The organism is Melaminivora jejuensis, assembly GCF_017811175.1.
Classification (GTDB): domain Bacteria; phylum Pseudomonadota; class Gammaproteobacteria; order Burkholderiales; family Burkholderiaceae_C; genus Melaminivora; species Melaminivora jejuensis.
Window position 1 is genome coordinate 756,872 of the sequence record NZ_JACWIJ010000002.1, and the last position, 15,059, is coordinate 771,930.

9 protein-coding genes are annotated in these 15,059 nt (G+C 70.0%); all 9 read right to left on the reverse strand.

Going from position 1 to position 15,059, the window contains the following annotated elements:
- Positions 1-14 precede the first annotated feature (14 nt).
- Complete coding sequence (locus tag IDM45_RS03825; protein WP_209421714.1) at positions 15-6,221, reverse strand: DUF4011 domain-containing protein; 6,207 nt, start codon at positions 6,219-6,221, stop codon at positions 15-17.
- Between the two features lie 66 nt (positions 6,222-6,287).
- Positions 6,288-6,842, reverse strand: a complete 555-nt coding sequence (gene sufT, locus IDM45_RS03830) for a putative Fe-S cluster assembly protein SufT (protein WP_209421715.1) — start codon at positions 6,840-6,842, stop codon at positions 6,288-6,290.
- A complete protein-coding gene (sufU, locus tag IDM45_RS03835; protein WP_209423987.1) occupies positions 6,839-7,348 on the reverse strand; it encodes a Fe-S cluster assembly sulfur transfer protein SufU in 510 nt (169 codons plus the stop codon). Before sufU ends, sufT begins: the two co-directional genes overlap by 4 nt.
- Positions 7,348-8,613 (reverse strand): aminotransferase class V-fold PLP-dependent enzyme, encoded by a 1,266-nt coding sequence (locus IDM45_RS03840; RefSeq protein WP_209421716.1) that lies wholly within the window; start codon positions 8,611-8,613, stop codon positions 7,348-7,350. The genes sufU and IDM45_RS03840 overlap by 1 nt, the downstream gene beginning before the upstream one ends.
- 346 nt (positions 8,614-8,959) lie before the next feature.
- Complete coding sequence (locus tag IDM45_RS03845; RefSeq protein WP_209421717.1) at positions 8,960-10,213, reverse strand: SufD family Fe-S cluster assembly protein; 1,254 nt, start codon at positions 10,211-10,213, stop codon at positions 8,960-8,962.
- A 4-nt stretch (positions 10,214-10,217) separates the two neighbouring features.
- Positions 10,218-11,006, reverse strand: coding sequence for a Fe-S cluster assembly ATPase SufC (gene sufC, locus IDM45_RS03850; RefSeq protein WP_209421718.1), 789 nt, complete (start codon positions 11,004-11,006; stop codon positions 10,218-10,220).
- A gap of 251 nt (positions 11,007-11,257) precedes the next feature.
- The gene (gene sufB, locus IDM45_RS03855; protein WP_209421719.1) at positions 11,258-12,733 is read right to left on the reverse strand and encodes a Fe-S cluster assembly protein SufB; all 1,476 of its coding nucleotides are present in this window, start codon (positions 12,731-12,733) and stop codon (positions 11,258-11,260) included.
- A gap of 161 nt (positions 12,734-12,894) precedes the next feature.
- Entirely contained in the window at positions 12,895-14,319 is a 1,425-nt protein-coding gene (locus IDM45_RS03860; protein ID WP_209421720.1) for a dihydrolipoyl dehydrogenase, read from the reverse strand.
- 132 nt (positions 14,320-14,451) lie between these two features.
- Positions 14,452-15,042, reverse strand: coding sequence for an IMPACT family protein (locus IDM45_RS03865; RefSeq protein WP_209421721.1), 591 nt, complete (start codon positions 15,040-15,042; stop codon positions 14,452-14,454).
- Positions 15,043-15,059: the final 17 nt, after the last annotated feature.

The window sequence follows — 15,059 nt, forward strand, 5'->3', positions numbered from 1 at the left end:
GGCAGCAGGCCGCTTCAAGACATTTCACTGACGGCGCCAGCCTCGCTGACCTGCAGCGGGCTGGCGTTTTCGTTTGCTGCGTCACCGTCGCCTGTTTCGGATGCCTGCGGCGCAGCTTCGGTGACGCTGGCGCGGCGCTGGCGGTCGCGCTCCAGCAGCCCGGCCAGCGCGTCGTGGATGCGCTCCAGCGTGCCGCCCGGGTTGACCCACCAGTCGGTAGACCAGACGCGCAGGATGTCCCAGCCCAGGCCGCGCAGAACCTGCTCGCGCAGCTTGTCGCGGTCGCGCGCCGTGGCCGAGCGGTGGTAGGTGGCGCCATCGCACTCCACCCCGGCCAGATAGCGGCCGGCAAAATCCGGATGCACCACGCCCAGATCCACGCGGAAGGACGACACGCCGATCTGTGTGTGTACCTGCCAGCCCTTGCGCGCCAGCGCCTGCGCCACGCTGGCCTCGAAGGGGCTGTCGAAGTCGCCCTGGCTGCCGCGATGCGCCTCGGCCAGCGCGCGGGCGCCGCGCTCGGCAAACTCCAGGAAGTGCTTGAGGTCGCGCACGCCCGCTGCGTTGGTGCGTGACAGGTCGATCTGGTCGCCGCGCAGGCTGGAGAACACGCGCAGCTCATGCCGCGCGCGCGTGACCGCCACGTTCAGGCGGCGCTCGCCACCGTCGCGGTTCAGCGGGCCGAAGTTCATCGACACCACGCCGGCCAGATCCGGGCCGTAGGTGATGGAGAAATACATGATGTCGCGCTCGTCGCCCTGCACGCTCTCCAGGTTCTTGACGAACACCGGCTCCAGCTCGGCATCGGAGAAATACGGCTCCAGGCCGGGATCCTGGCGGCGCTCCTCGTCGAGCAAGTCCTCGATCAGATTTTGCTGCTCGGCATTGAAGGTCACCACGCCGATGGTCAGGCCCGAGTCCCGAAAGCCCGGCTGCCGCAGCCGGCCCACCAGGTCGGCCACCAAGGCTTTGGCCTCGGGCTGGTTGATGCGCGCGCCGCCTTTTTCGTAGCGCCCCGGCACGAAGTGAAAGCTCACGGCCTGGTCATCCGTGACCGGCGAGGGGAAGGTGACCAGGCCGCCGCCGTAATAGCGGTGGTTGCTGAAGGCGATCAGGCTCTCGTGGCGCGAGCGGTAGTGCCACGACAGGTTGCGCGTGGGCAGGCTGGCACCCAGACACTCGTCAAGAATGCTCTCCATGTCGCTTTCCGCGCCGTCGTCGGTCTCGTCCGTGCTGTCGCTGCGGCCAAAGAAGTTGGTCGGCGGCAGTTGCTTTGGGTCGCCCACCATGACCACCTGCCGAGCGCGCGCCATGGCGCCGATGGCATCCCAGACCGGAATCTGCGAGGCCTCGTCGAAGATGACCAGATCGAAGTTGCTGGCATCCGCCGACAGATATTGCGCAATCGACAGCGGGCTCATCAACAGGCAGGGCGTGAGCTGCAGCACCACCTGCGGGATCTCCTGCAGCAGCTGGCGCAGCGGCTTGTGCTGCCTTTTCTTGGTGATTTCGCGGCGCAGCACGCCCCATTCGCTGTTGCGCTGGATGCTGTCCAGCGCGGGCAGGCTGGCGCACAGCCGGGCGCGGATCCAGGCGCGCGAGATGCGCGTGAACTCGTCGTCGAGCGCACGGAACTCCCGGATGCGCAATTCGTGCTCGGCACTGACGAAGCGCCGCAGCACCTCGTCTTCCTCCACCGCCTCGGCCAGCCACCAGCGTGCGTAGTTGACCTCGAAGGCCGTGGCCACCTGGGCCGGGGTGATGTCCTGGGTCTGCAGTGCCGCTGCCAGGCTCGCCAACCCGGCAGCATGGGCATCGGCCTGGGCAAGGCGCCAGGCGCACCAGGCGCGCAGGCTCTGGTGCTGGCTCTCCAGTTGCGCTGCTGCCTGGGCCAGTGCTTGCGGCGGCTGGTCGGCAAAAGTGCGGCGCTCGGCCTCGGGCTGGGCAGCGCTGCTGCCGAACTGCTCGGTGGCCGTGTGCAGGGTGGACAAGGCAGCCATCACGGCCTGGCAGGACTGGCCGATGGCGCTGCTTGCGTCCAGTTCATCGTGCCGCGCCTGCAGCACCTGATGCAACTGGCGCCGCACCGCTGCCGCGCCGGCCGGCTCCAGGGCCAGGCCGGACACGGCGGCCTTGAGCGAGGCGTGGAATTTCAGCACCTGCTCAATGATGGCCGGATCGGTGTCCAGCGCCTGCCAGACATCCGGGCATTCGCCGGCCAGCTCCGTCATGCCCAGCAGGCGCTGCTCCAGTTGGGCGCGCTGGTGCAGCAGCTCGTGCTGCTGTTGCAGCAGCGGCCCGCATGAACCCTGGGCAACTGCCGGGTGGGTTTCGCGCAATGCGCCGCGCTGGCGCACGTCCAGGCGCTCGCGCTCGAAGGCCAGGGCGGCGCGCAGGGCGCTGGCATCGGTGTCCAGGCCCTGCCACAGGCCGTGGCTGTCTGCGCCCAGCGCCGTGCATTCGGCCAGGCGTGCATCCAGCTCCTGCAGGGCTGTCAGGCGCTGCACCTCGGCGGCCCAGCGTTCGCCGCAATAGCCCTGCGCTGCCGCGTCCAGGCTGTCCAGGCTGAAGCTCTGGTTCAGGCGGGCGGCCTGCAGGGCGGCATTGGCCTGCAGGGCGCTGCGCGCGTGGTCGAGCCGTGTCCTCATGCCGGCCCACAGGCCATCGGCTGCAGCGCCGGGGTTTAGCTGCTCGATCTCCTCGCGCAGGCCCTTCATGCGCACCAGGGCGGCCAGGTCGTCGGCGATGCGCGGCTCGCCCGTGCCTTCGATGGCGCTCTCCAGCGCCGCACGCACCTTGCGCCGGCCCAGCCACGACAGCGGCCACAGCGCCTTGTCGGCGCGGGCCCAGTCACGCTGCAATTGCGCCACGTTGAGCTGCTCCAGCGCAGTGCCGTAGGGCACGGACAGGCCGGCGCGCAGCTGCTGCCACTGCGCGATCAGCTGCAGGCCGCGCTCGACTTCGTCGCTGACCAGCGGCGGCCAGGGCGCGTGCAGCTGCGCGTGCAGGGTACGGCGGCGGCCCAGCAGTTCGAGCGCCTGCGCCAGCCGCTCCTGCAGGGGCAGCGGCCACGGCGCGGCCATGCTGGCCGACAGGGCGCGGTGTTGGTCGAGCAGCTCGCCACCCGCCTTGAGGGCAGCGCACAGGGTGTCGCTGCCGGGCAGGGCGCAAAAGCTCCAGTCCTGGCCTGCGGCCTGTGGCAAGGCCCGGGCCAGCACGCCGATGGCCGAGCGCTGCTGGCGGTGCAGCTCGGGCCACTGCACCCCCAGCAACTGCCCCAGCGTCTGTACGGCGGCCAGAAAAGCGCCGCTGCTGCGCTGCAGAGTCTGAGCGGCGCCGACCATGTCCTGTTGCCAGCGGGCCGACCAGTCGCTCACATGCACGGGTGCCAGTGGCCCGTCCTGCAGCTGGGCCGGGCCGACGGCGGCGGCATTGGCTTGCAGCCGCCCGGCCAGGTCGCGCAGTGCCGCGTAGGCAGCCTCGTCATGGGCGCGGGCGCTGGCCCAGCGAAAGCCCAGCACCGGCTGCGCCTCGCCTGCGGCCATCCGGCCAATGGCCTGGTAGATGCTCCAGCCGTTGCCGTGGCGCCGGTGCAGCCGCTCGACATAGGTGGACAGCTGCTGGCGCACCTGCGCCAGTTGCCGCGCCTTGGCTTCCCAGACAGCGGCGTCCACCTCGCCGCGTGCCTCCCAGGCCTGGCTGAGCTGGCTGAGCACTTCCAGCTTGCGGCTCTTGTTGGAGTGCAGCTCCAGGCAGAACTCGCCCAGGCCGACCTCGCGCAGACGCCGATAGACCACATCCAGCGCGGCGATCTTCTCTGCCACGAACAGCACGCGCTTGTTCTCGGCCAGGCACTGGGCGATCAGGTTGGCGATGGTCTGGCTCTTGCCGGTGCCGGGCGGGCCGATCAGCACGAAATCCTTGCCCCGGGCGGCGGCCATGATGGCCGACAGCTGAGAGGAGTCCGCCGGCAGCGGGCTGAAGACCTCCTGCGGGCTGTAGTCGGCATCGAGTCGGCGTACGTCGGGAAAGGGCGTGGTGCTCGGGTAAGGCTCACGCGGCGTGTCGATCAGGTGGGCCACCACGGGCGAGCGGCGCAGGTCTTCGGTGCGATCGACCAAGTCCTTCCACATCAGGTACTTGGCAAAGGAGAACATGGACAGCACCACGTCCTCGCTGACCTCCCAGCCACGGATGTCGCGGATGGCGGTACGCACGCGCTGCCAGATGCCCTGGATGTCCAGGCCGTCATCGTCGCGCGGCAGCTCTGCAGCGGCGATGCTCAGCTCCAGTTGGAAGTCCTGGCGCAGCATCTCGATCAGCGTCGGGTTGAACAGCGCCTCGTCCTCGTGCTCCTGCAGCGTGAAGCCCGAGCGCGCGCTCTTGCGGCCCAGGGTCACGGGCAGCAGGATCAGCGGCGCCCTGACGCGTACCTGCGGCTTGTCGGGCCGCGTCCAGACCAGAAAGCCCAGGGCGATGAACAGCGTGTTCGCGCCGCCCTCCTGCAAGGTATTGCGTGCGCCCCGGTACAGCTCGACCAGGCGGCCCTCCAGCTCCGGCTCGGGCAGCGAGACAAAGACCTCGCGGCGCGCGAGCGCCTCCAGCGCCTGGGCCTGGTGCAGGTCTTCCAGGCTGCGCGCCTCGTGCAGTTGCTGGCTGCGCGGATCCTGGCCCTGCATCGGCGCCGGGTTGGGCAGTAGGCGCAGGCTCTGGCCCTGCGCCAGCGCGTCCTCCAGCGCCGGGGCCTGTGCGTCCAGCAGCAAGGACTTCTTGCCCGGCTTGAAGTTTAGCAGCGAGTTGCGCAGCGACAGATCGAGCAGCCTGCGCTGCCAGCGTGCCAGCCGATCCTTCGGGTCAAGCTCGGCGGTCGGGATCGCGTCGGCCTGGCGCTCGGGCAGCTCGGGTGGGTCTTCCACCCTCAGCAGCTCTGCCGGATCGGTCTGTCCGTCCTGTCCTTGCTGTCCGTCCAGCGCCGGTGCAACATCGGCGTCGACCTGGGCCTGGGTCTGTGCCAGCGGCCTGATGCGCGACCTGCGCGCGCGCCGGATGTCGATGGCCAGCTCGAAGCGGTCTTCCTCCTCCAGCGACAGTTGCCGGCTGGCCTGGGCGATGGCCTGGCTGAAGCCCACGGCCCGGCCCTGGGCGGCCAGCGTGGTCTCGAAGAACAGGATTTCCTGCAGCTTCAGGCGCTTGCGCACGGCGGTCACGTCATCGACCACTGCCGTGGAAAACTCCTCGTCGTGCAGCCACAGGCCGACGAAGGCGTGGCCGCGCGTGACCAGCAGCAAGGGGTTGAGGCCGGCTTGCTCCAGACAGGCGGCAAACAGCAGCGTCAAGTCCAGGCAGGTGGCCAGGCCGCCATCGAGCACCTGCGAGGGGCTGCGCACCTTTTGCCCGGCGTGCTCGAAGCTGGCTGGCGGCAGAGCGTAGTTCAGCCGGCACTGCAGCACGGCCGTCCACAGGCCGGAGGCCAGCTCCCAGGCCCGCCTGGGGCCTTGGGCATAGCCGTCGATGGAGCCGGACTTGCCCGCTGCCTGCAGCGCCAGGGCCGCGCCCTTGAGCAGGCGGTCGATGGCCGGATCGTTGGGCTGCACGAAGGCCGCCAGCAGCTCGGGCAGGTGCCCGATGCCGCCCCACTGGTTGCGCGCCAGCAGCTCTACCGGGGTGTCGTGCCGGGCCACAACGGTGCCGGAGGCTTCAGCGGATTCGGCAGAAACAGTCGAAACAGTCGAAACAGTCGCATCGGCGGGCTGGCGCCGGCTGCGCAGCTCGAAGCGCAGCGTGGCCAGCTCGGCCTCGGTCAGGCGCGACAGCAGCGCGCCGTCGAGCTGCACATCCAGGTCGCGCACGGCGTAGCTCTCGCCGGCGGCCACCGCCTCCACACGCCAGTGGCGCGGCTGGATGAAGGGCGGCTCGGAGGTAAGCTGCAGCGTCAGGCCGCCGATGGGCTGATCGGTCTCGTTGACGATGAGCAGCTCGTGCAGCGCCGGCACGGCGTTCTGGAAGGCTGCCAGGTTGAGCCTGTCCGCAGCGTTGACCTGCAGCCGGACGACGGGCGGCGGCTCGGGTGCAGCAGAGACTTGCGGCTCCTGTGCCAGCTCGATTCCCGGCTCGTTCTTCGGCCCGATTCCCTGCGTGATTTCCTGCGTGATTTCCTGCCTGTTGCCCCGCTCGATTGCCGCCTCGCCCACACTGGCCGGCTGACTGGACTGCCCTGTCATGCACGTTCTCCTTTGCAGCCGGTATTGTGGCGCGCAGGAAACAGTGCCCGTGCGGATGCCCTGCGGCTACAGCCCCAGCGCCAGCTGCGCCTCCTCGGACATGCGCGAGCGATCCCAGGGCGGGTCGAACACCAGATTCACGGTGATCTCGCCCACGCGCGGCAGGGCCAGCACCTTGTCGCAGACCTCGTCGGCAATGGCCTCGCCCATGCCGCAGCCGGGCGCGGTGAGCGTCATGTCGATGACCACGCGCACCTTGTCCTGCTCCTGCAGCGGCTCGAACCTGAGCGCATAGACCAGGCCCAGATCGACGATGTTGACCGGGATCTCCGGGTCGTAGCAGGTGCGTAGCGTCTGCCAGATCAGCGGCTCCAGGTCGTCGATGTGCAAGTCCTGCGGCGCGGCGATGGCCTGCGGCGGCTGCTTGCCGATGGCGTCGGCGTCCTGGCCCTTGAGGCGCATGAGCTGGCCCTCGACCAGCAGCGTGAACGAGCCGCCCAGCGCCTGGGTGATCTGCGCGAGCTGCCCGGCTTCTAGCTCGACCGGGTGGCCGCTGGGGATGGTCTCCACGCCCACTGTGCGGCGCACCAGCACGTCCTCGCGTTGGCGGCGATAGGTCATGGGGCCTCCGTGGTGCTGGCCTGCAGGGTGGCGCCGTCGCTCTCGGCGGCCTGGACGGTGGCGGCGTCGTCCTTGCCGCCGTGCTGGGCGATGGCGTGCATCAGCGCGTGCCAGCCCAGCAGGGCGCACTTGATGCGGCTGGGGTACTGGCGCACGCCGGCCAGGCTGATCAGCTTGCCCAGGGGCGCATCGTCTGGTTCTTCCTCGCCCGTCAGCACGGCGCGAAAGTGCTGCTGCAGCGCCTGCGCGGCGGCCACGTCGCCGCCCTTGACGGCCTCGGTCATCATCGAGGTCGAGGCCATGCAGATGGCGCAGCCCTGGCCGGAAAAGCGGATGTCCTGCACTTGCTCGCCCTGCAATTGCAGCTCCACGGCGATGCGGTCGCCGCACGAGGGGTTGGTGCCCTGCGCCTGGTGCGTGGGCGCGGCCAGGTGGCCGAAGTTGCGCGGCGCGCGCTTGTGCTCAAGCACCACCTCCTGGTAGAGGTCGTTCATGGCGTTGTCCATCATCGCAGCAGCTCCAGGGCGCGGGCGGTGGCGGCGATCAGGCGCTCCACCTCGTGCGTAGTGTTGTACAGGGCAAAGGAGGCGCGCGTGGTCGGCCCGGCCACCAGCTGGTCGAGCAGCGGCTGCGCGCAGTGGTGGCCGGTGCGCACGGCAATGCCCGACTGGTCGAGCAGCGTGCCGATGTCGTGCGGATGTACACCTTCGCAGACGAAGGACACCAGCGCTGCTGCGGCGCTGTCCCGGCTGAGCACGCGCACGCCGGGCAGGGCGGCCAGGCCGGCGGCGGCCTGCTCGCGCAGGGCGTGGATGTGGGCATCGATGGCGGCGCGGCCTGTCTCGTCGATGAAGCGCGCGGCGGCCGCCAGCCCTACGGCCCCGGCGACGTTGGGCGTGCCGCCCTCCAGGCGCATGGGCAGGGCGGCGTAGCGGGCGCGCTCGTAGCTCACGTCCTCGACCATGTCACCACCCAGGCGCAGCGGGTACAGCAACTCCAGCGCTGCGCGCCGGCCCACCAGCGCGCCCGTGCCCATGGGGCCGTGCATCTTGTGGCCGGAAAAGACCAGGAAGTCGCACTCCAGCGCCGCCATGTCGGGCACGCCGTGCGCGGCGACCTGGGCCGCATCCAGCACCGTGAGGGCGCCGGCGGCCTTGGCCATCGCCAGCATGGCCTCATACGGCGGGCGCTCGCCCGTGGCGTTGGCGCAGGCGGTGATGGCAAAGACCCGGGCGCCGCCGCCTTGCAGCAGCGCGGCCAGATCGGCCTCGTGCAGCCGGCCTTCGGCGTCGGGCTGGAGGATGTGCAGTTGTGCGCCCGTCATGTGCGCAGCGTGCTGCCAGGGCACCAGGTTGGCGTGGTGCTCCAGGCCGCTCACGACGATACGGTCGCCCGGGCGCAGCCAGGCCTGGGTTGGCCCGGCGCCCCACAGGCCCTGGGCGATGGTGTTGAGCGCCTCGGTTGTGCCGCTGGTAAAGACCAGCTCGTGCCCGGCGGTGGCGCCGATGAAGGCTTTCAGCGTGGCGCGGGCGCCCTCGAAGGCGTCGGTGGCGCGCTGGCTCAGGGTGTGGACGGCGCGGTGGATGTTGGCACGCTGATGCTGCTCGAAATCCTGCATGGCGGCGAGGACGGCGCGCGGCATGTGGGTCGTGGCGGCGTTGTCCAGGTAGGCCAGCGGCTGGCCGTGGATGGACTCGGCCAAGATGGGGAATTCGGCGCGCAGGGCCTGCACGGGCAGGGTGCTGGGCAGGAGTGGATGCGGTTTACCCATGGCGCGCCCTCCGGCTCCCTCGCCCCCTGGGGGAGAGGGTTGGGGTGAGGGGGTGGAACAGGCGCTGCGCTGTCTGCTGGCAGCCACCCTCACCCCAACCCTCTCCCGCCAGCGGGAGAGGGAGTCAGGTGCGTCGGGCATCGTGCCTGCGGCTCCCCGCTCCCTCCCCCCTGGGGGAGGGCTGGGGTGGGGGCCAGCGACGGTTGCCTGCTCGACATGGTGCGCCAGAACCAGCCGGCCCCCATCCCGGCCTTCCCCCAGAGGGGGAAGGAGTGGGAGAAATCCGAATGAAATCGGCCCTCAGCCCTTGTCCAGCAAGCGCTGACAGCTATCAAATTTGATTTATTCATGCTGCCCTTTCATCCACTTGCTGCACCTGCCCGATGGCCGTCGCCAGCGCGCCGCTGTCCAGCCACTGCGCCAGCAGCGGCGAGTCCGGCAGGCCGCGCTCCAGCAGCGCTCGGGCCATGCCGTCGATGACCAGTGCGCGCGCGTGCGCCTCGCTCAGGCCGCGCTGGCTGGCGTAGAACAGCGCGTCCTCGGGCAGCGCGCCCCAGGTGGCGCCGTGGGCGGCCTGGACGTTGTCGTGCAGGATTTCCAGGTGCGGGCGCAGGATCAGCCGGGGCTGGCCGGCCAGGGGCACGCCCGACAGGCGCTGGCGCAGGCTGGCTTCGTCGGCGCCCGGGGCGATGCGGGTATGGGCGTTGCTGACCACGCGCGCGCGGCCACGCGCCAGCACCAGCGATTCGACCTCGCTGCGCGTGTGGCCCTGCTCCATGCGGCTATAGACCTGATGGTCGAGCTGGGCGCCGTCCGCCGCCAGCAGCAGCGCGGCGTGCCGGGCCTGGCTGTCCGCGCCCGCCTGCTCAATGCTGTTGCGCTGCAGGTGGTAGGCCGATGCCTGGCCGACCAGCGCCTGGGCGTAGTGCGCGCCGCTGGCCAGCCGGGCGTGGATGTGGTGCGCGAGTTGATCCTCGGCCCCGGGCTGTATCACGCGCAGATGCTCCAGCCGCGCACCGGGCGCCAGCTCGATGTGTGCGTGCAGGTTCTGCGTGATGGCGTGCCGGCAGCCGACACTGCTGCGCTCGTGCGTCTCCAGCAGCAGCACGCGCACGCCTGGGTCGAGCTGCAGCACCAGCAGCGGCGCTTCGACCGGGCCGTGGGGCTGGTGGCGCAGGGCCAGGCAGACCAGCTCGCCCTCGTGGCCGGGCCGGGCGGCGACGTGTACGCGCAGCCCCTGCCGGCACAGCGTCCGGTGCGCCCAGGCAAACGGCGCGGCCTCGCCCTCGCCGGGGCCGGGCAGGCCGGCAAAAAGCTGGGCGCGCTGCTCGGGGTCGGCGGCGTCCAGCCAGCGGGCATCGACGCCGCCGGCAGTGCCCGCGCCCAGGCCCTGGCCTTGCAGCGGCAGCAGCGTCCAGCCGGCACCGGACAGCGGTGGCGCGGCGCAGTCATCGCCGCGCGTGCCCTCGGCCTGCTCGCCCAGCCAGTGGGTGAGCGCCGGCGGCGGCAGGTGGTGAAAGGCTTCGCTGCGCCGGGCGATCCAGCCGTACTGGCGCAGGTGCTCGCGGGCGGCGAGGCGGTCGGCTTGTGCGGTGTTCATGGCCTCAGGCCTCCACCGCTTGCCGCAGCGCGGCGGCGCCCGTGCGGGCAAAGCCGGTGCGGGCGATCTCGCGCGCCAGCGCCAGGTCGCCGGTCTCGGCAATGCAGCCCTGATCCAGGCGCAGCACGGCGTCGGGCGCCAGCTGCTCGATCATCTGCAGGTAGTGCGAAATGATGATGAAGGCCGTGCCCTGGGCGCGCAGCCGGGCCACCAGCGCCACTACGGCGCGCACGCCGTCCACGTCCAGCCCAGAGTCGATCTCGTCGAGCAGGGCCACGCGCGGCTGCAGCAGCGACAGTTGCAGCAGTTCGTTGCGCTTTCTCTCCCCGCCGGAAAAGCCCTCGTTGACGGGCCGCGCCAGCATGGCCTCGGGCAGGCCCAGTTCGCGGGCCGACTTTTTGGCGCGGCTCAGGAAGTCGAAGGCGTCCAGCGGCTGCTGCCCGCGCGACTCTTGCACGGCGTTGAGCGCGGTGCGGATGAACAAGTTGTTCTTCACGCCGGGGATGTCGGGCGGCGACTGGAAGGACACGAACAGACCGGCGCGGGCGCGCTCGTGCGCAGCCATGGCCAGCAGATCCTGCCCGTCCAGCAGCGCCTGCCCGCCCAGCACGCGGTAGTGCGGATGGCCGGCCAGCGCCATGCCCAGCGTGCTCTTGCCGCTGCCGTTGGCGCCCATCAGCACCGACAGCGAGCCGGGCGCAGCCGTGAGCGAGGCGCAGTGCAAGACGGTGCGCTCGCCCACCTGCACGCGCAGGTCGCGCACATCGAGCAGGGCGGGGGTGGTGTCGGTCATGGTGGTTCCTTGCGTTGTCGTTTGTTGGATAGGGGCGGATGGCTGTCTGGCTCCTTCCCCTCTGGGGGAAGGTGGGGATGGGGGCCGGCTGGTTCTGGCAGACCGCGTCGTGAGGCCACCGCCGCTGGCCCCCACCCCAGACCTCCCTCAGCCGGGGAGGGGGCAAGACCAGGACGGTTTTGATACTTCAAAATTGATAGCGGATAGCGCTTGTCCAGCAATGGTTTGCAGCGGATTTCATGGACATTTGATCAGCCGACGGCGCCTTCCAGCGACACCGCCAGCAGTGCCTTGGCCTCCAGGGCGAACTCCATGGGCAGCTCTTCCAGTACCGCCTGGCAAAAGCCGCCGACGATCAGCGCCGTGGCCTCCTGGGCGTCGATGCCGCGCTGCTCGCAGTAAAACAGCCGCTCCTCGCTGATGCGCGTGGTCGTGGCCTCGTGCTCGACCACGGCGTCGGCGCGCGAGGTATCGACGTAGGGGAAGGTGTGCGCGCCGCAGTCCGGCCCGATCAGCAGCGAGTCGCACTGCGTGTGGTTGCGCGCCCCCTCGGCGCCGGGGTTGATGCGCACCAGGCCGCGATAGCTGTTTTGCGCGCGACCGGCGCTGATGCCCTTGCTGACGATGCGGCTGGTGGTGTTCTTGCCCAGGTGGATCATCTTGGTGCCGGTGTCCGCCTGCTGCATATGGTTGGACACGGCAATGGAGTGGAATTCGCCGTTCGACTCATCGCCGCGCAGCACCACGCTGGGGTACTTCCAGGTAATCGCCGAGCCGGTCTCGATCTGCGTCCAGGCGATGCGCGAGCGTTTGCCGGCGGCCAGGCCGCGCTTGGTCACGAAGTTGTAGATGCCGCCCACGCCGCGCTCGTCGCCGGGGTACCAGTTCTGCACCGTGGAATATTTGATGAAGGCGTCGTCATGGGCGATCAGCTCGACCACCGCCGCGTGCAGCTGGTTTTCGTCGCGCTGCGGTGCGGTGCAGCCTTCCAGGTAGCTGACCGAACTGCCTTCCTCGGCAATGATGAGGGTGCGCTCGAACTGGCCCGTGCCCTGGGCGTTGATGCGGAAGTACGACGACAGCTCCATGGGGCACTTCACGCCCTTGGGGATATAGACGAAGGAGCCGTCAGAGAACACGGCGGAGTTGAGCGCCGCATAGAAGTTGTCGCCCTGCGGCACCACCGTGCCCAGGTATTTTTCGATCAGCTCGGGGTGGTGGTGTACGGCGTGCGAGAACGAGCAAAAGATCACTCCGACGCGGGCCAGCTGCTCGCGAAACGTCGTGCCCACGGACACCGAATCGAATACCGCATCCACTGCCACGCCCGCCAGGCGCGCGCGCTCGTGCAGCGGCACGCCGAGCTTTTCATAGGTCTCCAGCAGCTTGGGATCGACCTCGTCGAGGCTCTTGGGCGCGTCCTTCATGGACTTGGGCGCCGAGTAGTACGAAATCGCCTGGAAGTCGATGGGCTGGATCTTCAGATGCGCCCAGTCGGGCAGCTCCATGCCCTGCCAGCGCCGAAAGGCTGCCAGGCGCCAGTCCAGCAGGAATTGCGGCTCGCGCTTCTTGCGTGAAATGGCCCGGATCACGTCCTCGTCCAGGCCGGGCGGCAGGGCGTCGGATTCGATGTCGGTGACGAAGCCGTGCTGGTAGGGCTGGGCCAGCGCCTGCGCCAGCGGGTCGGCAACGGCAGGGGGGGAGAGGGTGTCGGTGTCGGCGTTCATGGCGGGGTGGGCTTTCCTTTTTTAATGTGCATATAGTATGAATCTTTCGATCTTTTGCACACAGCGCAGCGCTTGTCCGTACCTGTGGCGCGGACATGGCACAGGCGCCCCGTGGCTTTGCGGCAACGCGCAGCAGCCCGCGCGTGCGCTCCGGCGGCTGCTCAATCCAGTGCGGCGGCGCCCAGATTTTCGCAGTCCGACAGGTCGGTCTCGCTTTGCACGGGCAGTTGGCGCGCGATCTGGCGCAGGGCGGTGCGCAGGCCTTCTTCCAGCGTCGGGTGATAGACGGGCATACGCAGCATGTCCTGCACCGTCAGGCCCCGGTCGATGGCCAGGGCCAGCAGTTGCGCCAGGTGCTCGCCCGCCGGGGCGCACAGCTGCGCGCCCAGCAGCCGGCCACTGTCGGGTGCAGCGTAGATGCGCAGCAGGCCGGCGTTGCGCACGGCCACGCGGGCGCGGCCCTGGCGGGCGAAGTCGATCTCGCCGACCAGGTGCGGCTGCTCCTGCACCTCCTTGCCGCCCAGGCCGACGCTGGCGGCGTTGGGTTCGCAGAAGGTAATGGCCAGCGGCACGCGCCGGCGAAAGTGCCGCAGCGGCTGGCCTTGCGCCAGGCGCACGGCGTTGATGCCGGCGATATGGCCCTCGTCGGCGGCCTCGTGTAGCAGGGCGCGGTGACGATCCACGTCGCCGGCGACAAAGACGCTGGTGCCTTGCACCTGCAGCGTGCAGGGGTCGATGGGCGGCAGGCCGTGCTTGTCCAGCACCGGCCCCAGCGTGTCCAGGCCCAGGTATTCGATGTTGGGCGTGCGGCCCATGGCGGCCAGCACCTGATCGACTATCACCGTGGTCTGGCCGTTGCTGACCTCGATGCCGCCCTCGACCTCGCGCAGCTGCGCGTGCTCGCCCACGCTGATGGCAAATTCGCCCTGGAGCTGCTGGTACATGCGCTCGCCCACGGCCTCGTCCTGCAGGCCGGCCACGCGCTGGCTGGTCACGAAGGCCACGACCTCGATGCCCAGGCGGGCCAGCGCCTGCGCCAGTTCGGCACCAATGGCGCCCAGGCCGATGACGGCCATGCGCGGGCCGAGCGTGGGCTGCTCGAACAGCGTATCGGAGGTCAGGATGCGCTCGCCAAAGGCCAGCCAGGGGTCGGGCAGCACCGGTCGCGTGCCGGTGGCGACGATGACGCTGCGCGCCTTCCAGGTCTGGCCATTGACTTCGACGCGCTGCGCGTCCAGCAGCCGGGCGCGGCCCGAGATCGCCTTGTCGCCCGCATCGCTGGCGCGCAGCGTGCCGGCGACGAACTCGTCGCGCAGGGCGCGCACCCGTGCCAGCACGGCGTGCAGGTCGGCGTGCAGGTGCTCGCCGCCGCGCAGGCCGAAGGTCTCGAAGCGCGTGCGCGCGTGCAGGGCGTTGGCCGCCTCGACCAGCATCTTGGAGGGCATACAGCCCACGCGTGCGCAGGTCGTGCCCCAGGGGCCGTCATTGACCAGCAGATAGTTGTCGGTGCGCTTGCGCACTTCGCGCAGCGCGGCCAGGCCGGCGGTGCCGGCGCCGATGATCAGGGTGTCGAGGGTCTGTGGCATGGCGGTTTCCTGTTCGGGCAGTGGTCGGTTGTCCAGCCGGCAGTGTCGGGGCTGGGGCGCAGCGCGACTGTAGGCTGCCGGCATGAAAGCGCACTGCCATGCGGCGGATGGGCGTTTGAGCCGCTCAATCGGTCAATCGGCATCCAGCCAGCCCAGCCGGCCATGCGCCAGCTCATCGAGCCGGCTCTGGAACGTGCTGGCCTGGGCCTCGGGCAGGCTCAGGGTGAAGATGACTTGGGCGGCGTGCTGCACGTCCAGCAGTTGGGCGTCAGCAGCCGCGAGTTCGCGGCGCAGCAGTCCTTCCAGGGCATAGGGCACGCAGGCGCGCAGCTGTACCAGGCGCTGGCGCGGCAGCTTGTGCGCCGTGAGCAGGGCTTGGGCCACGCTGTCGGTATAGGCGCGCACCAGGCCGCCAGCGCCCAGCTTGATGCCGCCGAAATAGCGCACCACGGTGGCCAGCACGCCGTCGAGCTGCTGGTGGCGCAGCACGTCCAGCATGGGCCGGCCCGCCGTGCCTCCGGGTTCGCCGTCATCGACCGCCGCCGACTGCCCGCCGGCCAGCAAGGCCCAGCAGACATGGCGCGCCGTGGGATGCTGCTGGCGCAGCTGCTCCACCCGCGCCTGGGCGGCGGCGCGGTCGGGCATGGGCTCGACGCAGCCGATGAAGCGGCTTTTCCTGATGATGAGTTCGCTGTGGGCCGGGCCGGCCAGAGTGAAGAGCATGGGCTTGCAGGACTTTC

Coding starts and splice junctions, on each gene's coding strand:
- IDM45_RS03840 (WP_209421716.1), bottom strand. CDS start 8,613: ATGGGTAAACCGCATCCACTCCTGCCCAGCACCCTGCCCGTGCAGGCC.
- sufU (WP_209423987.1), bottom strand. CDS start 7,348: ATGGACAACGCCATGAACGACCTCTACCAGGAGGTGGTGCTTGAGCAC.
- IDM45_RS03845 (WP_209421717.1), bottom strand. CDS start 10,213: ATGAACACCGCACAAGCCGACCGCCTCGCCGCCCGCGAGCACCTGCGC.
- sufT (WP_209421715.1), bottom strand. CDS start 6,842: ATGACCTATCGCCGCCAACGCGAGGACGTGCTGGTGCGCCGCACAGTG.
- IDM45_RS03860 (WP_209421720.1), bottom strand. CDS start 14,319: ATGCCACAGACCCTCGACACCCTGATCATCGGCGCCGGCACCGCCGGC.
- IDM45_RS03865 (WP_209421721.1), bottom strand. CDS start 15,042: ATGCTCTTCACTCTGGCCGGCCCGGCCCACAGCGAACTCATCATCAGG.
- IDM45_RS03825 (WP_209421714.1), bottom strand. CDS start 6,221: ATGACAGGGCAGTCCAGTCAGCCGGCCAGTGTGGGCGAGGCGGCAATC.
- sufC (WP_209421718.1), bottom strand. CDS start 11,006: ATGACCGACACCACCCCCGCCCTGCTCGATGTGCGCGACCTGCGCGTG.
- sufB (WP_209421719.1), bottom strand. CDS start 12,733: ATGAACGCCGACACCGACACCCTCTCCCCCCCTGCCGTTGCCGACCCG.